Source organism: Pseudomonas sp. NPDC008258, assembly GCF_042956345.1.
Lineage (GTDB): Bacteria > Pseudomonadota > Gammaproteobacteria > Pseudomonadales > Pseudomonadaceae > Aquipseudomonas.
The window spans coordinates 148264-168207 of sequence record NZ_JBIBGE010000011.1 but is presented as its reverse complement, the minus strand read 5'-3'; the positions used below and the strand labels follow the sequence as shown (position 1 = coordinate 168207).

The window sequence follows — 19944 nt, the reverse complement described above, 5'->3', positions numbered from 1 at the left end:
GCGATTATCGAACGCCGTCAATTCTTACAAAATTGTAATTTTCCCGACACCACCCCGATAAGCACGGCTTTCTACAGTGCCTCGCCTACATGCGTCGACGAGGACTTGTTCGTGCCCATCCCCCGCAAGATCGCCTTGCTCTGTCTGTTGCTGGCCAGCGCCACCAGCGCCCAGGCCAGCCAGAGCCTGAGCCTGCCCCAGGCGCTTGCCGCCGCCTTTGCCCAGAACCCGGAGCTGGCCGCCGCGGGCCGTGAGCTGGGCATCGCCGACGGCGAGCGGCGCCAGGCCGGCTTGATACCCAACCCTGAGCTGTCCTGGGAGGTAGAGGACACCCGCCGCAGCACCAGCACCACCACCGTTACCCTTAGCCAGCCGCTGGAGCTAGGCGGCAAGCGCGGCGCACGTATCGCGGTGGCCGGCAGCGGTCAGGCGATTGCCCAGCTCGACCTGGAGCGCCAGCGCAATGGCCTGCGTGCCGATGTGGTGCAGGCCTTCCACGCTGCCCTGCGCGCGCAGACCGCGCTGGAACAGGCGCAGCAGTCGCAGGCCTTGACCGAGCGCGGGCTGCGGGTGGTACAGGGGCGTGTCACTGCGGGTCAGTCATCGCCTGTCGAGGCCACCCGTGCCCACGTACAACTTGCCCAGGCCCAGGCCGAAGTGCGGCGGGCGCAAACCCAACGCAGCGTGGCCTATCAGGCTTTGGCGCGCCTGACCGGCAGCCCGCTGGCAGCGTTCGACCAGTTGCAGGCGGCCAACCTTTCACCAGGCGTCGCACCCAGTGCCGACACCTTGCTCGGCCAGGTCGAACAAACGGCCGAATGGCGCCTGGCCGCCGCCCAGGTCGAGCGCGGCGATGCCACGTTGGGCTCGGAAAAGGCCCAGCGCATTCCCAACCTCACCGTCAGCCTTGGTAGCCAGTACAGCCGCGAAGACCGGGAGCGGGTCAATGTGGTTGGCCTGTCGATGCCCTTGCCGTTGTTCGACCGCAACCAGGGCAATGTGCTGGCCGCCGCACGCCGTGCCGACCAGGCGCGTGACCTGCGCAATGCCGTGGAGCTGCGCCTGCGCAGCGACACCCGTAGCGCCGTCAGCCAATGGCAGACAGCGATGCAGGAGGTGGACGCCTACGACCGCACCATCCTGCCGTCTGCACAGCAGGCCGTGGACACCGCCACCCGAGGTTTCGAAATGGGCAAGTTCGCTTTCCTCGATGTACTCGACGCCCAGCGCACGCTGATCGAGGCCCGAGGGCTGTATCTGCAAGCGCTGGCTTCGGCGACCGACGCGCGGGCGCAGGTCGAGCGGATTTACGGCGACCTCGATGGCCTGAGCACCCAATTGAACAGCAGGAGCAACAATGACTAACCCACGCAAAATAGCCCTTCTGGTCGCCGCCATGGCTGCGCTTGGCCTCGGTGGCCTGGCCTTTACCGGCAACCTGGGCCAGGCGTCGAAGGCTGAAGCCCGGCACGACGATCACGGCGAAGACAGCCATGGCCATGGCACCGAGAAAACCGCCGAAGGCCACGAAGAAGAGGGGCATGGCGAAGAAGAGGGCCAGTTGCACCTGTCCATTGCCCAGATCGAAGCTGCCGGTGTGCAGCTGGCTGCCGCCGGCCCGCGTGAACTGGGTACCGCCATCAGCTTCCCGGGGGAAATCCGCTTCGACGAAGACCGCACTGCCCATGTCGTGCCCCGTGTGCCCGGCGTGGTAGAAGCCGTGCAGGCTGAGCTGGGCCAGGCGGTCAAGCGCGGCCAGGTACTGGCGGTGATCGCCAGCCAGCAGATCTCGGACCTGCGCAGCGAACAGCAGGCCGCCCAGCGCCGCCTGGAACTGGCGCGCCTGACGTTCCAGCGCGAACAGCAGCTGTGGCAGGAACGCATCAGCGCCGAGCAGGATTACCTGCAGGCGCGCCAGGCATTGCAGGAGGCCGAAATTGCCTTGGCCAACGCCCGGCAGAAAGTCGCCGCCGTGGGCCCGGCCGGTGCCGGCAATCGCTACGAATTGCGGGCGCCCTTTGATGCCGTGGTGGTGGAGAAGCACCTGACGGTGGGCGAGGTGGTCGACGAGACCAGCAATGCGTTCACCTTGTCGGACCTGAGCCGGGTCTGGGCCACTTTTGCTGTCGCCCCGCGTGACCTGGACAAGGTGGTGACCGGCCGCAAGGTCACCGTCAGCGCCCCGGACCTGGGCGCCCAGGTCGAGGGCAAGGTCAACTACGTTGGCAGCCTGCTCGGCGAGCAGAACCGGGCCGCCACCGTGCGTGCCACCCTGGCCAACCCCAACGGCGCCTGGCGCCCCGGGCTGTTCGTCAATGTTGCAGTCAGTGTCGAGCGCTTCAATGCCGCCGTGGTGGTGCCGGAAAGCGCCCTGCAAACCTGGGAGGAACAGACGGTGGTGTTTGCCCGCACTGAGCAGGGCTTCGAGGCCCGCCCGGTAAAGGCCGGCCGCCGCGATGCCGGCCAGGTGGAAATCACCAGCGGCCTGGCCGCCGGTACCCAGGTGGCCGCCGCTGGCAGCTTTGTCCTCAAGTCGGAACTGGGCAAGGGCTCGGCCGAGCACAGCCATTGATCACGGGGACACCTGCATGTTCGAACGCCTGATCCAATTCGCCATCGAGCAGCGCCTGGTGGTGATGCTGGCCGTGGTCCTGATGGCCGCGGTGGGTATCCACAGCTACCAGAAACTGCCGATCGACGCTGTGCCGGACATCACCAACGTCCAGGTGCAGATCAACACCGCCGCGCCCGGCTACTCGCCGCTGGAGACCGAGCAACGCATCACCTTCGCCATCGAGACGGCCATGGCCGGCCTGCCTGGGCTGAAGCAGACCCGTTCGCTGTCGCGCTCGGGCCTGTCGCAGGTCACGGTCATTTTCGATGATGGCACCGACCTGTTCTTCGCGCGTCAGCTGGTCAACGAGCGCCTGCAAGTGGCCCGCGAGCAATTGCCCGAAGGGATCGAAGCAGGCATGGGGCCGATTTCCACCGGCCTGGGCGAGATCTTCCTGTGGACCGTGGAAGCCGAACAGGGGGCCCTGAAGGAGGACGGCACGCCCTACACGCCGACCGACCTGCGGGTGATCCAGGACTGGATCATCAAGCCGCAGTTGCGCAATGTGCCAGGGGTGGCTGAAGTGAACAGCATCGGTGGCCACGCCAAGCAATACCTGATTGCACCAGAGCCCAAGCGACTGGCGGCCTACAAGATTACCCTCAACGACCTGATCGCGGCGCTGGAGCGCAACAACGCCAACGTGGGTGCCGGTTACATCGAGCGCAACGGCGAGCAGTTGCTGATCCGGGCGCCGGGCCAGGTGGCCTCGGCCGCAGACATCGCCAATATCGTCATTTCCAGCGTCGACGGCACACCGATTCGCGTCAGCCATGTGGCCGAGGTTGGCCTGGGCGAAGAGCTGCGCTCGGGTGCGGCCACCGAGAATGGCCGGGAAGTGGTGCTGGGCACGGTGTTCATGCTGATTGGCGAGAACAGCCGCACGGTGTCCCAGGCGGTTGCGGCCAAACTGGTCGAGATCAACCGCAACCTGCCCAAGGGCGTGGTGGCGGTGACGGTGTACGACCGCACCAACCTGGTGGAAAAAGCCATCGCCACGGTGAAGAAGAACCTGGTCGAAGGCGCCATCCTGGTCATCGCCGTGCTGTTCCTGTTCCTGGGTAACATCCGTGCCGCGCTGATCACCGCCATGGTCATCCCGTTGTCGATGCTGTTCACCTTTACCGGCATGTTCAGTAACAAGGTCAGCGCCAACCTCATGAGCCTGGGGGCGCTGGACTTCGGCATCATTGTCGACGGTGCCGTGGTCATCGTGGAAAACGCCATCCGCCGCCTGGCCCACGCCCAGCAACGCCATGGCCGCATGCTCACCCGCAGCGAGCGCTTCCATGAAGTGTTTGCCGCAGCCCGCGAGGCGCGCCGGCCGCTGATCTACGGGCAGCTGATCATCATGGTGGTGTACCTGCCGATCTTTGCCCTGACCGGGGTCGAGGGCAAGATGTTCCACCCCATGGCCTTTACCGTGGTCATGGCCCTGCTGGGTGCGATGATTCTCTCGGTCACCTTCGTGCCGGCAGCCATCGCCCTGTTCGTTACCGGCAAGGTCAAGGAAGAAGAAGGCCTGGTGATGCGCACGGCGCGCCAGCGCTATGCCCCGGTGCTGGCCTGGGTGCTGGGCCGGCGCAAGCTGGCGTTTGCCGCGGCGGCTACTTTGGTGCTGCTGTCCGGAGTCATGGCCAGCCGCATGGGCAGTGAGTTCATCCCCAGCCTCAGCGAGGGCGACTTTGCCTTGCAGGCGTTGCGCGTGCCGGGTACCAGCCTGTCGCAGTCGGTGGACATGCAACAGCGCCTGGAGCGAGCGATCATCGCCCAGGTGCCGGAAGTGGAGCGGGTGTTTGCGCGTACCGGCACCGCCGAGATCGCCTCCGACCCGATGCCGCCGAACATTTCCGACGCCTATGTGATGTTGCGCCCGCGCGAGCAGTGGGTAGACCCGGGCAAACCGCGTGACGAACTGATCGCGGAGGTTCAACGTGCGGCCGCCAGCGTACCGGGCAGCAACCACGAGCTGTCGCAGCCTATCCAGTTGCGTTTCAACGAGCTGATTTCCGGGGTGCGCAGCGATGTGGCGGTTAAGCTGTTCGGTGATGACATGGACGTGCTCAACCGCACCGCCGCGCAGATCGCCAGCAGCCTGCAAGGGGTACCGGGTGCGTCCGAGGTGAAGGTTGAGCAGACCACCGGCCTGCCCGTGCTGACCATCGACATCGACCGCGACAAGGCGGCCCGTCACGGCCTGAACGTGGGTGATGTGCAGGATGCCATCGCGATTGCAGTGGGGGGCCGCACGGCGGGCACGCTGTATGAAGGCGATCGCCGTTTCGACATGGTGGTGCGCCTGCCCGAAACCTTGCGTACCGATGTGGACGGCTTGGGCAGCCTGCTGATTCCGGTACCGGCCAGTGCCGCTGCGGGCGCTGCGCAAATCGGCTTCATCCCGCTGTCGCAGGTGGCCACGTTGAACCTGCAACTGGGGCCTAACCAGGTCAGCCGCGAAGATGGCAAACGGGTGGTGGTGGTCAGTGCCAATGTGCGAGGGCGTGACCTGGGCTCGTTCGTGAAGGATGCCGAACAGACGCTGATACAGCAGGTGCAGATTCCACCGGGTTACTGGACGCGCTGGGGTGGGCAGTTCGAGCAGTTGCAGTCGGCGGCCGAGCGTTTGCAGGTGGTAGTGCCGGTGGCCTTGCTGCTGGTCATGGCGCTGTTGCTGATGATGTTCAACAACCTCAAGGATGGCTTGCTGGTGTTCACCGGTATTCCGTTTGCCCTGACCGGCGGGGTGCTGGCGCTGTGGTTGCGGGATATTCCGCTGTCCATTTCTGCGGGGGTGGGGTTTATTGCCTTGTCGGGGGTGGCGGTACTCAACGGGCTGGTGATGATTGCCTTTATCCGCAGTTTGCGCGAAGAAGGGCGCCCGCTGCGGGTAGCGGTTGAGGAGGGCGCGCTGACGCGCTTGCGGCCGGTACTGATGACGGCGCTGGTGGCTTCGCTGGGGTTCATCCCGATGGCGTTGGCGACCGGGACCGGGGCTGAGGTGCAGCGGCCGCTGGCGACGGTGGTGATTGGCGGGATCTTGTCTTCTACCGCCTTGACGTTGTTGGTGTTGCCGGCGTTGTACCAGTGGGCGTACCGGCGCGAGGAGGTGCAGGAGGGCTGAGAATTTGGGGCCGCTGTGCGGCCCATCGCAGGCAAGCCAGCTCCTACAGGGACCGCGTCAGCCGGAAGATTACGCGGTCCCTGCAGGAGCTGGCTTGCCTGCGATGGGCTGCAAAGCAGCCCCAAAAATCTCAGGCGGTACTACGGGCTCCAGGCTGTACGCGGTCAGCTCCCACCTCATCATGCAGCGATATCCGCGAAGTCTCCGGCAACGCCAACCCGCCCACCAACGCCACCAGCGCAATCACCACCAGGTAGAACGCCGGAGCCAGGCTGCTGCCGGTCTGCCCGATCAGCCAGGTTGCCACCAGCGGCGCGGTACCGCCAAACAGCGTATAGGCCACGTTGTAGGTAATCGCCGAAGCGGTATAGCGGGTTCGGGTTGGGAAACTTTCCGACAGCAACGCCGCGGTCACCACGCCGCTGCACAGCGCCCCCACCGCCAGCAGGATCACCCCGATCAGAGCGCCGGACATCGAGCCCGAGCTGGCCAGCCAGTACGCCGGGAACACGCACAGCATCACCCATAGGCAGGTAAAGCCGATGGTCTTGCGCCGCCCGACTCGGTCCGAGAACACCCCGGCCAGCGGGCAGCCAACGGCGGCGAACAACAGCGCCACGGTGGTCACCAGCAGCGATTGCGCGCGGGTCAGGTTACCCACCAGTTGCAGGTAGGTGGCGAAGTAGGTGGTGAACATGTAGAACGACAGCGCGGTCAGCGAGATGAACGCCCCCAGGTTGCGAATGACCCGGCCATGGTTGCGCAGGGTTTCCTTGAGCGGCGAATGCTCGTGCTCCTTGCCCTGGGCGACGGCTTCGCGAAATGCCGGGGTTTCTTCCATGCGCCAGCGCAGGTACAAGCCAACCAGCCCCAGCGGTGCGGCGATCAGGAACGGAACGCGCCAACCCCAGGCATTCATCGCTTCGGCCGACAGGCTGGCCTCCAGGCCATAGGCAATCACGGCGGCGCAGGCAAAGGCGGAAAAGGTCGAGACCGGCACGAAGCTGCCATAGAAGGCACGTTTGTCGCTGGGTGCGTGCTCCATCAGGTAGGCGCAGGCCCCGGCGTACTCGCCACCGGCAGAAAAGCCTTGCAGGCAACGCGCCAGGGTAAGCAGCGCAGGGGCGGCCAGGCCGATGCTGGCGTAGGTGGGCAGCAGGCCGATCAGGGTGGTGGAGCCTGCCATCAAGAGGATGGTCAGCGACAGGATGCGCTTGCGCCCCAGGCGGTCGCCCAGCGCACCGAACACGATCCCGCCCAGCGGGCGCAGGGCAAAGGCCACGGCGAACACCGCAAAGGTCTTGAGCAAGGCCACGCTGGTGTCTTCGCTGGCAAAGAACTGGCTGGCGATCAGCGTGGCGAGAAAGCCATAGACGGCAAAGTCGAACCATTCGACGAAGTTGCCGATTGCCGAGGCGGCGATCACCCGGCGCAAGGTGGCGGGGGATACCTCATGAGGTGCGGACATGCGGGAGCTCTCCGGTTCCATTGGCAGCCATGATGAACGTGGCGCGGTCGGGCCGCGCCATCATTTGTTGTGCTTGCCAGTAGATCGTCGGGCGCAGCAGGGCGCTTTGTCGAGGGCGACCTCGGGATACCTGATTCAACCGCTGTGGCGGGTTACAGCCGGCCCACTTTCCAGGGGGCGTACTCCAGTTCACTGTAGCCCTTGGCCTGGCCGTGCGCGTCGGTGCTGAAGCCAGGCAGCTGGCTCAGGTTCAGCGCCATGCAGCGGCTGTTCAGTTCGGCCTGCAGTTTGCCATCGAGGCGGAAATCATCTGGCCGGTTCGGGTGGGGGTAAATCTGTACCAGGCAGCCCTGGACGTTGCCCTGTGCGTTTGCTTCGTAGTAGAGCGAGGCCCTGCCAATGCTGTCTACCGGCTGGTCGCGGAACAGGTGCTGCCAGAAGAATTCGCGCTGTGCATTGGCCTGGCGCCTTGCGGTGTCGGGTGCCTGGGCGTATGAAGGCAGCACCACGAACATCGGCGCCCGTACTTCCACCGTGCCGTCCTCATCGCGCATCGACTTGGGCACCACGGGGTAGATGGTCTTCCAGCACTGCGCCTCGACCATGCTTGCCAAGGCATTGAAGTCCGAGCGGACAAGGTCGGCTGGCAATACCGTTTCGTATTTCATCGGTGGCTTGCTGGCTTTGCAACTGGTGGGCGCGGAGTTCCGGTCGAGTTTGACATTCAGCATGACCACGCCGATCTGCTTGCCGGTATCGGCTGTGGCAATACCCAGCCTCAAGACGTTTTGCATGTCGCTGACGAAAGTCTGGCGCGCCTGTTTGTCTTCCTCGGAGGCAGGCCGGTTCTGGCAACCTGCCAAGGCGATGAGTGCGGCAGCCATGATTGCCGGAGACAACGATCTGAACACAGAAACTTCCTTGATGTGATGGAGCCGGCCTACATGCCGGCGTTGTTGAGAACCAATATTATCACTCAAACTGCCCGATACTTTTGTGTAGTTGTTGTGGAGAATCGGGGGAGCCTGAAACCTGCAAGATACCTGTGGGAGCGGGCGCGCCCGCGAATACCGGCGCAGCCGGTGCCATGCACCGCGTTGGATACTTCGCGGCGGTTCGACGCCTCGACGCGCCCGCTCCCACAGGGAACCCGCTTGCGCTTAGAAGCGCATGTCCAGCGCCAGCTCGAAGGTGCGCGGTGGCCCCATGTAGTACTGGCTGTTGTAGGCCTGCTTGGCATACACCTCGTCGGTCAGGTTGCGCACCCGCCCGGTCAGCGTGGTGTGTTCATCCAGCCGGTAGCGGGCGAACGCGCCGAACAGGGTGTAGGCCGGGGCCTTGAGGCTGTTGGCGTTGTCGGCATACACCGAGCCCACGTAGCGCCCATCCGCGCCCACCGACCAGGCCGGTGACAAGCTGTAGGTCAGCCACAGGTTGGCGACATTGGCCGGTACGTTGGTCGGTGCATTGCCCTTGCGTGACACCGACACGCCGTTGACCGCTTCGTTGAACTCATCGTATTGCGCATCGACGTAGGCGTAGTTGGCTTCGGCCAGCAACTTCGGGGTGACTTGCAGGCGCCCGGACAGTTCGACCCCGCGCGAGGTCTGCTGCCCGGCCTGCACCGTCAGGTTGGCGTCGTTCGAGTCACGCACGGCAAAGTCCTTGCGCACGATCTGGTACAGCGCCAGCGTGGCCGCACCGCGCCCGTCGAGGAAGTCGAACTTGCTGCCCACTTCCCATTGCTCGCCCTTGGACAGGTCGAACAGCCCCACATTGGAGTAGGTCGCCGCCGCCAGCGAACCGGCGGGCAGGTCGGCGGAGGTGCTGTACTGCGCATACAGGCTGGCCGAAGGCGTCAGGGCATAGGTCAGGCCGATGCGCCCGGACAGCGGTTCCCAGCGCCGCTCGAAGTAGGCCGGTGAGGTGGGGGTGACTGCGCCGTAGTTGGTGACTTCCATGTCCAGGTAGTCGTAGCGCAAGGCGGTCAGCAGCGCCAGGCGCTCGGTGAGTTGCAGGCGGTTTTCGGCAAACAGCGCACGGTTGGTCACCTCGTGGCGGCGTTGCTTGGTCAGGCCGGCGTTCACGCCCGGGATGTCATCGAAGCTGCCGGGGTCGAAGTGATCGGCATCGACCACATCGCTCCAGCTGCCCGAGGTGGGGTACAGGGTCTGGCGCATGCGCGAGTACTCCAGCCCCAGTGACCATTGGCTGGCCAGGCCGAACAACTGGTTGTCGTGGCGCAGCTCGATGCGGTCGCCCAGCAGGTTCTGGTCGTGGCGTTGCAGGTACGGGCTGCTGCGTTGCACCTGGCCATCGCGGGTGTAGGCGTAACGTTCAAGGTTGCGGTAGTCGCGCTGGGCGTTGTAGTGGTAAAGCGTGTTCTGCACGCTGGTGCTGTCGCTGACCTGGTAGTCGAGGATCGAGCGTAGCCAGCGTACCCGTTGCTCATAGCGGCCGTCAGCGACGTTGTAGTTTTCGAAGCGGCGGCTGTTGTCGATCTTCATGGTGCTGCGCCCGGGCAGGATCGGCGAGCCCCAGTAGGGGCTGTCTTCGCGGTCTTCCTGGTACTCCAGCGCCAGGGTGTGGGTGAGGTTGGGGGCCATGTCGCTGAGCAGCGAAAAAGCCAGGCTGTCGGTGTGCCGTTCGTTGCGGTCGACGTAGCCGTTACCGTGCCCACGGCTGAAGTCCAGGCGCATGAAATGGCGGGCATCGGCGGGGTTGCTGGCCAGTGCCTGGTTGATACCGAACGCCACCTCGCTGTCGTCGAAACTGCCATAGCGTATCCGCCCGTCAATGGTCTGCTGGTCGCGGCTGGCGAGCTTGGTGATGTAGTTGATCGAACCGCCTACTGCGCCTGCACCATGCAGGAACGAGGATGGCCCGCCAATCAGCTCGACGCGGTCGAGCACCCAGGCATCCACGGGCCGGGTAGCACTGCTGTAGCCCAGGTTGATGCCATTGTACAACTGGGTGACCTGGTTCTGGGTGAAGCCGCGGTAGGCGACGAAGCCGCCAAAACCCGGGTTGGCCGAGGCATTCACCCCGGTCATGGCGTTGACCACGTCCTGGCTGTCCTTGGCACCGCGTTCTTCGATCAGGCGGCGGTCCGAAACACTGACCGAGGCAGGTGTTTCTCGCGCAGTCAGGCCCAGGCGCGAGCCGGTGCGGATCGGCTCGTCCAGTTGTACGCCGGTGGCGGCGTCGCGCTCGCCGTCGATGGTGGTGGCGCCCAGTTCCACGGGGGCGTTTTCAGCGCAGGCAAAGCTGCAGGTGCCCATCAGGAGCACCAGGGAGGTTTTGCGAAGCATGTTGGTGTGTCTTCCACGCAAAGGCCATGGCTGACGGCGAGCGCGCACGCAGGCGCGCCCGGCTGAGGTCAGGCGAAATGAAGTACGGCTGCGGGAATGACGCTGGGGGAGGCGCGGGGATTGAGGGCGGGGCGTTGATAGCGCGGTGGCGGCTGCGCCCAGCTGCGCACCACAATGGGTGAGTTGGCCACGGCCTGCGACGGGGTGAACGACCAGCCGCCGCTGCTCAGTGGTACGGCCAGGCCGAACGAGGAGCACACCGGGCAGTCGAGCTGGGCCATGTGCTGGTCACCACCCGCGCCGTCCAGGTCGATGGCCACGCCGTGCTCGCTGTTGACCGAGCAGAAGCCACCTTCCAGGCCGGCCAGGCGCAGGCCGCCCATCTGGCCATGGTGCAGGCCGCACAGCAACAGGCTGAACAGGACGCTGGCGTAGAGCGTCCAGGCCGTCAGTGCGCGTGTATGGCGGGTGGTTTTCATGGCGGGGAATCTACCATTCGGATGAACGGTCGGGTAGCTCTTTTGCTGCGAGATTCTGGGGTTGCTTTGCAGCCCTATCGCGACACAAGGCCGCTCCCACAGGAGACCTCGGTTCCTGTGGGAGCGGCCTTGTGTCGCGATAGGGGCGCAAAGCGCCCCAGGGTCTGTCAGGCCGCGCGCTCCAGCACATCCAGCAAATCGACAAACTCCATCGCCAGTTTGTGCCGCGGCGCCAGGTGTACCAACGGCACCGACGCCTGGTGCGATTCACGCATCTTGATCGAACTGCTCAGGTACACCGGCAGCACGGGCAAACCTTCGCCGCGCAACTGGTCGACCAGGGTCTGGTGCAGGGCAGTGCGCCCGGCAAACTGGTTGACCACTACGCCCTCCACTTGCAGCGCCGGGTTGTGGTCCTGGCGCAGTTCTTCGACCTCGGCCATGACACTGTGCAGGGCCTGGCGCGAGAAGCTGTCGCAGTCAAACGGGATAAGCAGGCGCTCGGCCGCCACCAGCGCGCTGAAAGTGTAGAAATTGAGCGCCGGCGGGGTGTCGATGTAGATGCGTTCGTAGTCCTCGCCAAGCTCCACCAGCAGCTTGCGCAGTTTGTTGATCTTGAACTTGCTCTCCAGCTTGCTTTGCAGGTCGCTGAGGTCGGGGCTCGCGGTAACCAGGTGCAGGTTGCTGTAGCGGGTTTCGGTGATTGCCACGCGGTGCTTTTTGCCGGCGGCGGTGACCGGCGACAAGGTCTGGCGGAAGAAATCGGCGATGCCGGCAGGTATGGCGTCGTTGACCAGGCCGGTCAGGTAGTAGGTGGCATTGGCCTGCGGGTCGAGGTCGACCAGCAAGGTGCGGTAGCCCTCGGCGGCACTGGCGGCGGCGAGGTTACAGGCGATGCTGGATTTACCGACGCCACCTTTCTGATTGAAAACCACACGACGCATGAGATGCTCATCCATGAAGAGAAAATGTCAGGTTGGGGTCAATCCTATGACGGCAACACGACAGTTTTATGACAAGCATTGTTACAACTGCAGGTTTCATACTTGCCTGTGCCGGCCTCTTCGCGGGCTTGCCCGCTCCCACAGGTACTACACAAGTTTCAAACCCTGAGCAGAACCCTGTGGGAGCGGGCAAGCCCGCGAAAGGGCCGGCACAGAAGAAACAAGAAACTCAGCCAACCACCAGCCGATTGCGCCCCTCCTGCTTGGCCCGGTACAGCGCCCGGTCAGCCTAGCCCAATGCTTGCGCAGGCTCAGCACCCGCCTCGCCATCCCAGCGCGCCACCCCCAGCGAAATGGTCACCGCACCCACAGGCTCCAACGGCGTATCCTTAACCGTTACGCGCAGCCGCTCGCCCACTACTGCCGCCGCCTCCAGGCTGGCCCCCGGTAACAGCATCAAGAACTCCTCGCCGCCGGTGCGGCACAGCAGGTCGCCCTCGCGGCAACAACGGCGCATCAGCTCTGCCAGCTTTCGCAGCACCTGGTCGCCGACGTCGTGCCCATGGTTGTCGTTGACCCGCTTGAAATGGTCGATGTCCAGCGCAGTGGCCGCAAATGCCCGCCCTTCGGCTTCCAGTAACGACAGGCTGAGTTCCATGCTGCGGCGGTTGCCGAGACCAGTCAGCGGGTCGGTCTGGGCGTCGCGGTTGAGCCGGCCGATGCGTTCCTGCAGCAGGTTCAGCCCGAACAGCAGGGCGCGCTTGAGTTCGGCCGCCTCGAAGTACCACGCCCGCACGCGATGCAAGCGCTCGGCGGTGCCTGCGTGGTCCATCGAGCGGGCGCCGGCCGCCAACTGCCACAGTGGCCGGGCGATGGTCATGGCCAGCCACCACAGCAGTAGGCAGCCCACCAGCGCCAAGGGCGCAGACGTGCCCACCACGTTGAGCACCAGGTGGCTCAGTGGGGCCGGGGAAATTGCCAGCAGCACGCCGTCGGCATCGAGCACGAACGTAGAATTGAAAGCCATGCTCTGGCCCAGTACACGGTCAGTCTCCGCCTGCATGGCCTGGGCATCAGCCAGTTGCCGACCCTGTACACCCGCGCTGAACGAAAGTTGCTGAAGCGCGTTACCGATAAAGGTTTCGGTGATGGCTGCCAGCTTCGCTGCGTAAACCCGGTTGGCTTCCAGCGAATGGTCGATCAGCAACTGGCGCTGTACCCGGTAGCTGGCAAAATAGCTGGCGCACAGCATGACCAACGCAGTGAGGGCGCAGAGCACCAGAATGAGTGTGCGCAGATCCAGGCGCAGTCCGTGCTTGGCGTGTGGCAATCCTGACCTCGAGGTATCGGGTAAAGGCTACGCAATGGGGATGACCTTGCGTGTCGCGTTCAAGAACCTGCCTTTTCCAGCGCATCCAGTTCGTCTTCCACCTGTTGCATACGCTGCTCGACCAAGGCCTGCACCTTTGCATCGCGTGCTGTTTCGCGCATCAGGGCCGTGAGTTTTTCGCTCAGGTGCTTGCCGGCTTCGGTGTTTTCCAGGGCGCGGGCCTTGGCCGGGTCCTGGGTGGCAGCAACGATGGTGGCGAACTCGGCGTCGCTGAAGTTCTTTTCGCTGTACAGCCGGAACAGGTCCTGGCGCTGGTCCTCGACGGTGAGGTGCTTGCGCAGTACATCCTGGATGGTGGCTTGCGGCAGCTGCGGGTGGGTACGGCCAAGCAACGCGGCCATGCGCTCGATGTTGTGCGTATAGGCGTCCTGCAGCGGAAGCTGGGCAAGGATCTGCTCTTCACGGGAGGGCTTCTGGTCACAGGCGGCGAGGGCGGCAGTCAGCAGCAGGGGCAACAGCAACTTCTGGAAGCGAGGCATGGCGTGGCCTGGTCGGGCAGTGAAGACGGCCGATTATACCGATCTGCGCCTGGCCAGGCGCGCTTTGTGATTTGCCTTGTGCGGCGTGCTGGGGTAGAACCGTGGCCTCCAACCATTGCCAGCAGCCCCATGCCGAACTGGACCTTGCAACCTGTGGCGCGCGCCGCCATTGCCGAAGTCGTCGCATTTGTCGACAGCGCTCGCCGCGAGCTGTTCCCGATGCTTGCCCAGGCGCCATTGCCGCGTGACCTTGCGCACTTTGCCGACGCCTACCTGGACGGTGCGGGATGCTTTCTTGAAGCCCGTGATGAAGGGCGGCTGGTCGCGGTGATCGGTTACCTGCCCTATGACCACCGTTTTGCCCAGCTTGATTACCATGCTGAGCGGGTTGTCGAGGTGGTCCGCCTGTTCGTGCTGCCAGAGTACCGCAGGCATGGCCTGGCTGGCGCGTTGTTCGGTGCCTTGCGTGCTCGGGCGGAACAGGCGGGTATCGGCTGCCTGTACCTGCATACGCATCCGTTTCTGCCGGGTGCGATTGCGTTCTGGGAGCGGCAAGGGTTTGCGGTGGTGGATGTGGAACAAGACCCGGTCTGGCAAACCACGCACATGCAACTGCAATTACGCTGATTTGTGGGAAAGTGCCTACAACGGCGCCTTGGACGTGACCGACGCGTTCATTTCAAAAGCGGCCCGGCTTGCTTACCTTCCTGTGTGCACCGCTGACTCATTGCACCCAAGGGAGATTCTTGATGCCATACATGGCCCTGTACAAACTCAAGCTGCTGGACGAATTCGAAGACCGCGCTGACCCGTGGACCTTCGGTGATTTCGAGAACAGGCTGGCGGAACTGTGGCGTGGGGCGTCACGTCACGACGCCAAAGGCATCATCAACATGGCCCACAAGGAGGGGCGCTGGCCAAGGGCTGTGAAGCGCTACTTGCTGACCAATTATCGGGTGTTTGGCAATGTCAGTTCCGAGCTGGCACGGACGTTCGCCGAGGTGGTGGTGATGATGAGTGAGCAGGAGCGGGCGGAGTGGGGGCTGCTGCCTGCTGGCAGTTCGGTTGCCTGAACGGGGGCCGCTTTGCGGCCCTTTCGCGACACAAGGCCGCTCCCACAGGGATCGCGCAATCCGGGGTTATCGCGATCCCTGTGGGAGCGGCCTTGTGTCGCGATGGGCTGCAAAGCAGCCCCAACCCAGGCGACTCGATCTATCAGAACCCCCCAGAAAGCGGCCACTCCACCGCCAACCGTATCTGGTCGCCGTCCAGCTCCGCCTGCGCCGTGTTGCCCCGATGTACGTTATGCCGCACCGAGAACGTCGTCCCCTTGGCCTTGCCGCTCTGCACCACGTAGCGCGCCTCCAGGTCCCGTTCCCAATGCTTGCCGCCCTTGCCATACCCCAGGTACGCATACCCACCATTGGGGTCGACATGTGTGCCGTCGATATCGAACCCGCGCACGTACAACGCCGTCAGGTTCAGCCCCGGTACTCCATAAGCCCCCATGTTCAGGTCATAACGTGCCTGCCATGACTTCTCGTTCGGTGCGTTGAAGTCCGACATCTGCACGGCGTTGGCAATGAAAATTGCCCCACGCGTCACATAGTCGAACGGGGTGTTGCCGTCTACCTGCTGCCAGCCCAGGCTGAAACCGTGCGGCCCCTGGTTGTAGCGCGAGACCAGGCTCCAGGTGGTGTTGTCGATGCGCCCGGACAGCGCCTTGCCGGTATCGGTGGTGCGGTACAGGTTAAGGTCCAGGCTGAGGCTGCGACGGTCATCCAGCACATGGCTGAGGGTGCTGCCCAGGTAGTGCTGGTTCCAGCTGTCCTCGTAGCGCGAGGTGTACAGGCTGCCGCTGAAGGCGGCGCCGGGGTTCCAGGCCACACCGGCCAGGTCGAAGCTGTTGCCCTGCTTGGCGTTGGAGTAGTTCACCACGAACCCCTGGTCGTGGCTGGAGGCATTGCGGTCGGTGCTTTCGTTGAAGTGCCCGGCCACCATCTTCAGCGTGTCGAATTCGTTGCTGGTGAGGAAAAAGCCGGTTGCCGTCTCGGGCAGCAGGCGGCTGTCGGAGGAGCTGAACACCGGGGTTTTCACCCGTTGCTCGCCATAGGACAGCACAGTGTTGGATACCCGCAGTTTCAGCGCCGCGCCCGCACGGCTGTATTCGTTTTTCGGGTGCCCGTCGTTATCCACGCCCAGCAAGCGCGCTTTGCCTGCACGTCCGCCGCCACTGTCGAGTTGTACGCCCAGATAGGCATGGGCGTCGACACCGACACCGATCAGGCCCTGGGTGAAGCCGGACTGAAAAGTCCCCATCAGGCCGTAGGCCCATTCCTCAGCCTTGCCATTACGTTCGCTGCGCGGTTTGTAGGCGTTGCGCCCGGCACTGTTGCGCCCACCGTGTTTGTAGTCGCGCTGGTCGAATACGCTGCGGTTGAGAATGTTCCAACTGCTACCTTCGACAAAACCGGGGCTTTGCGACTGCGCGGAGTCGGCCAGGGCAACGGGTGCCAGCCCCAGTAGTGGCAGTGCCCAGAAAAGCCGGGTCATTGGCCGCCCCCAAGCTTCTGCAACTGCTCAGCGAAGCGGGCCTTGGCCCGTGCGGGCAGGCTGGACGGCAGCTCGGCAGCCGGCGCATCACCCACCTGGATCACCATCACCATGCCCATTGCCAGGTGCGGAATGCACTGGATGCCGTACACGCCTGGTACGCTGAAGGTCTGCTCGAACGGCTGATTCAGTTTGCTCTTGAATGGCTCGGCCCCGCTGGGCAGCAGGCCGCTCACGCTGGCCGCATTGTGCCCGCTCTGGGTGGGCAGAAAGCGCACGGTGTCGCCGGGGGCAATGCGCAGGTGGTCCGGCTCGTACACCATCGCACCCGCGCTGCCGCGGTTGAGCATTTTCACTTCATGCACCTCGGCCAGTGCGGCAGGGGTAAGCAGGGCGCTGGCAAGCAGCAAGGCGGCAGGGCGCAACAGCATCAGCAGAACTTCCTGGTTCAGGGGGCGCGAAAGCGCAGGATGCGCGCGCCGTCGAAAGGGTCGGTGAGGTAGTGCGCATGCACGCCGAAAGTGCTCAGCAGGCGCTCGGGGGTGAGGACGTCAATCGGTTTGCCCAGGGCCACCAGGCGGCCCTTGTCGAGCACTGCAAGGCGGTCGCAGGTGAGCGCCTGGTTGAGGTCGTGCAGGGCCACCAGGGTGGTCACCGGCAGCGTTTGAACCTGTTGCAGCAGGCTGAGCTGGTGCTGGATGTCCAGGTGGTTGGTCGGCTCGTCCAGCAGCAGTACCTGCGGGCGCTGCGCCAAGGCACGGGCGATGTGCACGCGCTGGCGCTCGCCACCCGACAGCGAACCCCACAGGCGTGTGCGAAGGTACAGGGCGTCGAGGTCGGCGAGCGCTTGCTCGACGATGGCGCGGTCTTGCACGCCGAACGGCGTCAACGCTGAAAGCCAGGGCGTACGGCCCAGGGCAACGGCGTCAAACACGCTGATCGCATCGAGTGTATCGGCTTGCTGCTCGACCAGCGCCAGGGCCTGGGCAATGCGGCGGCGGGGCATTTTCGCCAGCGGTTCGCCAAGCAGGTGCACACTGCCACTGGCTGGCTTGCGCAACCCGGCCAGCACCTTTAGCAAGGACGATTTGCCCGACCCGTTGGGGCCGACGATGCCCAGTGTTTCACCCGCAACAACGCTCAACTCGATGTCACTGAGCACGGTGCTTTCGGCCAGTTTCAAGCCCAGGCCCTGGCAACTCAGGGGCGGCAATTGCAATGCCGTCATCACGGTCATGGGCGCCCCCGGCGGCTGACCAGGATCAGCGCGAACACTGGCGCACCGATCAGCGCGGTGACCACGCCCACAGGGATCACCTGGCCGGTGATCAACGTGCGCGACAGCATGTCGGCGGCAATCAGGAACAGCGCGCCGCCCAAGGCGCTGGCGGGCAGCAGGCGGCTGTGGCCGGGGCCCAGCAGCAGGCGCAGGGCATGGGGAATCACCAGCCCGACAAAACCGATGGCGCCCACGATCGAGACCATCACGGCTGTCACCAGCGCCGCGCAGCTGATCAGCAGTAGCTGGGTGCGCCGCACCGCAATGCCCAGCGACGCAGCCGAATCGGCGCCGAAAGTAAACGCATCCAGCGCGCGGCGGTGCAACAGGCACACCACCAGCCCGAACAGTGCCACCGGCACGGCCAGCCACACCGACGGCCAGCGCACGCCGCTGAGGTTGCCCATCAACCAGAACAGGATGCCGCGGGCCTGCTCGGCGGTGGCCGACTTGGTGATGAGAAAGGCGGTAAGCGCGTTGAACAGTTGCGAGCCGGCGATGCCGGCGAGGATCACCTGGGCGTTGTTGCTGCCTGGCCCGGCTGCGCGCGCCAGCACCAGCACCAGCGCGAATGCACCCAAGGCCCCGATGAAGGCCCCGGCAGACATGCTCAACGTCAGGCTGCCCAGCCCCAGCAGGCCGACCAGCACGGCGCCGGTGGAGGCGCCGGCGGATAGCCCCAGCAAGTACGGCTCGGCCAGCGGGTTGCGCAGCAGCGCCTGAAGGATCACCCCGCAAGTGGCCAGCCCGGCACCGCAAGCGGCGGCGACCAAAGTGCGGGTAAGGCGGTAGTTCCAGACGATGCCGGCGTCGATCGGGTCGACCGGGTAGCCAGCCTGCCACAAGTGATTGGCCAGCACCTGGCCGACCACGCTGGGCGACAGGTTGGTTTCGCCGATGGCAGTGCCGGCCAGCAGGGCGACCAGCAGTGCCGCCAGGGCGAGTGCCATGTAAGGTAACAGGCGAATCATCACTGGGCCGCTTTACCGCTGGCGAAGGCCGCGGACAATGTTTGCAGGCTGCTGAACAGGCGGATGCCGGCCTGCATGGCGTCGGCGTCGAGGATGATGATGCGGTTGTGCTTTACCGCGTCCATGTTGCGGGTTACCGGGTCACTGCGCAGGAATTCCAGCTTCTTCTGGTAGTCGTCGGCGGGGAAGCGGCGGCGGTCCATGCGGGCGATGATCAGCCAGGTAGGGTTGGCCTTGGCCAGGGTTTCCCAGCCTACGGTGGGCCATTCCTCGGTGGATTCGACCACGTTGCGCACGCCCAGGGTGCGCAGCATGAAGTCGGCAACGCCCTGGCGGCCGGCCACGTAAGGATCGATGTCCAGGTCGGCGCTGGAGAACCAGAACAGCGCCGATGTGGCGGCCAGGTCTTTGCCGGCAAGCTGTGCCTTGGCACCGTCCAGGCGGCCTTTGAGCTCGGCATTCAGGGCAGTGCCGCGGTCCTGCACATCGAAGATCTCGGCCAGCTGGCTGACGCTTTTGTAGATGCTGCCTACCTGGAATGCTTGCAAGCGCGTACCGTCGGCGCCGACCAGGTTGTCCTTGCCTTCGCAGTCCGACGGCAGCAGGTAGGTGGGTATTTTCAGTTCGTCGAACTGCTCGCGGGTAGCGACCACGCCCTGTGCGCCAACCATCCACTCGAACTGCACCGTCACCAGTTGCGGTCGCTTGCCGACTACGGCCTCGAAGCTGGGGTCGTTGTCGGCCAGGCGCGGCACCTTGTCGTTTTGTGCCTTGTATTCGGGCAATACGTTGTTGAACCACAACGAGGTGCCCGCCAGTTTGTCGCCCAGGCCCAGCGCGTAGAGCATTTCAGTGCCGGCCTGCCCGATGGTGACCGCGCGTTGCGGCGCCTGGGCGAAGGTTTGCGGCCTGCCGCAGTTTTCGACCGTCAGCGGGTAGTGGGTGGCAGCGGCCTGGGCCATGCCAGTGAGGCCAAGGCCGGCGAGAAGGGTGGCGAAACGGGGTAGCATGCTGGGCGATCTCCTATCGGACAGTTCGGGTGAGGAACGCACGGACAGGCATCGCCGCGCCCCGCCGTTGGCAGGGGCAACACTGATGGCCAATCCCGGACACCCCGCCGGTTGGTGAATGTAGGCCGGCAGGTCTCCTGACTGGTGCGTCATGGCCCGGCTCCAGCCTTCCCGGGCAATTACGCCCAGTGGCATTGATGGAGCAGGCTCGGCACCTACAGTTGCGGGGGCAGTTCCGTTTGGCCCGTGTTGGCGGGCCTGGGATTCCCTATTAATTCCGTGGCGGAAACCGGCGGCCCGCATGGTAGACCATCGCACCGCCGGG

17 protein-coding genes and 1 riboswitch are annotated in these 19944 nt (G+C 64.6%); of the genes, 5 read left to right on the top strand and 12 right to left on the bottom strand.

All coding sequences use genetic code 11. From position 1 onward, the window contains the following. Positions 1 to 111 precede the first annotated feature (111 nt). Genes ACFY9W_RS11675 through ACFY9W_RS11665 form a run of 3 tightly spaced genes read left to right on the top strand, consistent with a single transcriptional unit; the run spans position 112 to position 5735 of the window. Entirely contained in the window at positions 112 to 1365 is a 1254-nt protein-coding gene (locus ACFY9W_RS11675) for a TolC family protein (protein ID WP_391130017.1), read from the top strand. Next, the gene (locus ACFY9W_RS11670) at positions 1358 to 2572 is read left to right on the top strand and encodes an efflux RND transporter periplasmic adaptor subunit (protein ID WP_391130014.1); all 1215 of its coding nucleotides are present in this window, start codon (positions 1358 to 1360) and stop codon (positions 2570 to 2572) included. The genes ACFY9W_RS11675 and ACFY9W_RS11670 overlap by 8 nt, the downstream gene beginning before the upstream one ends. Before the next feature lie 16 nt (positions 2573 to 2588). Continuing rightward, positions 2589 to 5735, top strand: a complete 3147-nt coding sequence (locus ACFY9W_RS11665; protein WP_391130011.1) for a CusA/CzcA family heavy metal efflux RND transporter — start codon at positions 2589 to 2591, stop codon at positions 5733 to 5735. Between the two features lie 130 nt (positions 5736 to 5865). Here the strand turns inward: ACFY9W_RS11665 and ACFY9W_RS11660 are convergent, their stop codons facing one another. The 7 genes from ACFY9W_RS11660 to ACFY9W_RS11630 all read right to left on the bottom strand — a co-directional run bounded on the left by ACFY9W_RS11660 (position 5866) and on the right by ACFY9W_RS11630 (position 13806). Beyond that, on the bottom strand, positions 5866 to 7203 hold the full coding sequence (locus tag ACFY9W_RS11660) for an MFS transporter (protein ID WP_391130008.1): 1338 nt from the start codon (positions 7201 to 7203) through the stop codon (positions 5866 to 5868). A gap of 152 nt (positions 7204 to 7355) precedes the next feature. Then, positions 7356 to 8114 (bottom strand): hypothetical protein, encoded by a 759-nt coding sequence (locus ACFY9W_RS11655; protein WP_391130005.1) that lies wholly within the window; start codon positions 8112 to 8114, stop codon positions 7356 to 7358. A 249-nt stretch (positions 8115 to 8363) separates the two neighbouring features. Further along, entirely contained in the window at positions 8364 to 10514 is a 2151-nt protein-coding gene (locus ACFY9W_RS11650; RefSeq protein ID WP_391130002.1) for a TonB-dependent siderophore receptor, read from the bottom strand. 68 nt (positions 10515 to 10582) lie between these two features. Beyond that, positions 10583 to 10993 carry a DUF2946 family protein gene (locus tag ACFY9W_RS11645; protein WP_391129999.1) on the bottom strand — a complete coding sequence of 137 codons (411 nt, stop codon included), beginning with the start codon at positions 10991 to 10993 and terminating at the stop codon, positions 10583 to 10585. A gap of 167 nt (positions 10994 to 11160) precedes the next feature. Continuing rightward, positions 11161 to 11937 carry an AAA family ATPase gene (locus ACFY9W_RS11640; RefSeq protein WP_391129996.1) on the bottom strand — a complete coding sequence of 259 codons (777 nt, stop codon included), beginning with the start codon at positions 11935 to 11937 and terminating at the stop codon, positions 11161 to 11163. Positions 11938 to 12226: 289 nt separating this feature from the next. Then, positions 12227 to 13267 (bottom strand): diguanylate cyclase, encoded by a 1041-nt coding sequence (locus ACFY9W_RS11635; RefSeq protein WP_391129993.1) that lies wholly within the window; start codon positions 13265 to 13267, stop codon positions 12227 to 12229. A 59-nt stretch (positions 13268 to 13326) separates the two neighbouring features. After that, the gene (locus ACFY9W_RS11630; protein WP_391129990.1) at positions 13327 to 13806 is read right to left on the bottom strand and encodes a hypothetical protein; all 480 of its coding nucleotides are present in this window, start codon (positions 13804 to 13806) and stop codon (positions 13327 to 13329) included. 129 nt (positions 13807 to 13935) lie between these two features. On the opposite strand from ACFY9W_RS11630, the gene ACFY9W_RS11625 reads away from it, so the two are divergent. Both ACFY9W_RS11625 and ACFY9W_RS11620 read left to right on the top strand, forming a co-directional pair. Then, complete coding sequence (locus ACFY9W_RS11625; RefSeq protein ID WP_391129987.1) at positions 13936 to 14433, top strand: GNAT family N-acetyltransferase; 498 nt, start codon at positions 13936 to 13938, stop codon at positions 14431 to 14433. Between the two features lie 122 nt (positions 14434 to 14555). Next, positions 14556 to 14879, top strand: a complete 324-nt coding sequence (locus tag ACFY9W_RS11620; protein WP_391129984.1) for a hypothetical protein — start codon at positions 14556 to 14558, stop codon at positions 14877 to 14879. A 142-nt stretch (positions 14880 to 15021) separates the two neighbouring features. Here the strand turns inward: ACFY9W_RS11620 and ACFY9W_RS11615 are convergent, their stop codons facing one another. The 5 genes from ACFY9W_RS11615 to ACFY9W_RS11595 are packed head-to-tail and all read right to left on the bottom strand — an operon-like array spanning position 15022 to position 19619. After that, the gene (locus tag ACFY9W_RS11615) at positions 15022 to 16359 is read right to left on the bottom strand and encodes an OprD family outer membrane porin (protein WP_391129981.1); all 1338 of its coding nucleotides are present in this window, start codon (positions 16357 to 16359) and stop codon (positions 15022 to 15024) included. Further along, a complete protein-coding gene (locus tag ACFY9W_RS11610; protein ID WP_391129977.1) occupies positions 16356 to 16790 on the bottom strand; it encodes a pseudoazurin in 435 nt (144 codons plus the stop codon). The genes ACFY9W_RS11615 and ACFY9W_RS11610 overlap by 4 nt, the downstream gene beginning before the upstream one ends. Before the next feature lie 17 nt (positions 16791 to 16807). Further along, entirely contained in the window at positions 16808 to 17596 is a 789-nt protein-coding gene (locus ACFY9W_RS11605) for an ATP-binding cassette domain-containing protein (protein WP_391129974.1), read from the bottom strand. Next, entirely contained in the window at positions 17593 to 18609 is a 1017-nt protein-coding gene (locus tag ACFY9W_RS11600; protein ID WP_391129971.1) for an iron chelate uptake ABC transporter family permease subunit, read from the bottom strand. Before ACFY9W_RS11600 ends, ACFY9W_RS11605 begins: the two co-directional genes overlap by 4 nt. After that, positions 18609 to 19619 carry an ABC transporter substrate-binding protein gene (locus ACFY9W_RS11595; protein WP_391129968.1) on the bottom strand — a complete coding sequence of 337 codons (1011 nt, stop codon included), beginning with the start codon at positions 19617 to 19619 and terminating at the stop codon, positions 18609 to 18611. The genes ACFY9W_RS11600 and ACFY9W_RS11595 overlap by 1 nt, the downstream gene beginning before the upstream one ends. Positions 19620 to 19728: 109 nt before the next feature. Then, positions 19729 to 19928: riboswitch (cobalamin riboswitch) on the bottom strand. Positions 19929 to 19944 lie beyond the last annotated feature (16 nt).

Coding starts and splice junctions, on each gene's coding strand:
- ACFY9W_RS11670 (WP_391130014.1), top strand. CDS start 1,358: ATGACTAACCCACGCAAAATAGCCCTTCTGGTCGCCGCCATGGCTGCG.
- ACFY9W_RS11665 (WP_391130011.1), top strand. CDS start 2,589: ATGTTCGAACGCCTGATCCAATTCGCCATCGAGCAGCGCCTGGTGGTG.
- ACFY9W_RS11660 (WP_391130008.1), bottom strand. CDS start 7,203: ATGTCCGCACCTCATGAGGTATCCCCCGCCACCTTGCGCCGGGTGATC.
- ACFY9W_RS11650 (WP_391130002.1), bottom strand. CDS start 10,514: ATGCTTCGCAAAACCTCCCTGGTGCTCCTGATGGGCACCTGCAGCTTT.
- ACFY9W_RS11645 (WP_391129999.1), bottom strand. CDS start 10,993: ATGAAAACCACCCGCCATACACGCGCACTGACGGCCTGGACGCTCTAC.
- ACFY9W_RS11640 (WP_391129996.1), bottom strand. CDS start 11,937: ATGCGTCGTGTGGTTTTCAATCAGAAAGGTGGCGTCGGTAAATCCAGC.
- ACFY9W_RS11630 (WP_391129990.1), bottom strand. CDS start 13,806: ATGCCTCGCTTCCAGAAGTTGCTGTTGCCCCTGCTGCTGACTGCCGCC.
- ACFY9W_RS11625 (WP_391129987.1), top strand. CDS start 13,936: ATGCCGAACTGGACCTTGCAACCTGTGGCGCGCGCCGCCATTGCCGAA.
- ACFY9W_RS11620 (WP_391129984.1), top strand. CDS start 14,556: ATGCCATACATGGCCCTGTACAAACTCAAGCTGCTGGACGAATTCGAA.
- ACFY9W_RS11615 (WP_391129981.1), bottom strand. CDS start 16,359: ATGACCCGGCTTTTCTGGGCACTGCCACTACTGGGGCTGGCACCCGTT.
- ACFY9W_RS11610 (WP_391129977.1), bottom strand. CDS start 16,790: ATGCTGTTGCGCCCTGCCGCCTTGCTGCTTGCCAGCGCCCTGCTTACC.
- ACFY9W_RS11605 (WP_391129974.1), bottom strand. CDS start 17,596: ATGACCGTGATGACGGCATTGCAATTGCCGCCCCTGAGTTGCCAGGGC.
- ACFY9W_RS11600 (WP_391129971.1), bottom strand. CDS start 18,609: ATGATTCGCCTGTTACCTTACATGGCACTCGCCCTGGCGGCACTGCTG.
- ACFY9W_RS11595 (WP_391129968.1), bottom strand. CDS start 19,619: ATGCTACCCCGTTTCGCCACCCTTCTCGCCGGCCTTGGCCTCACTGGC.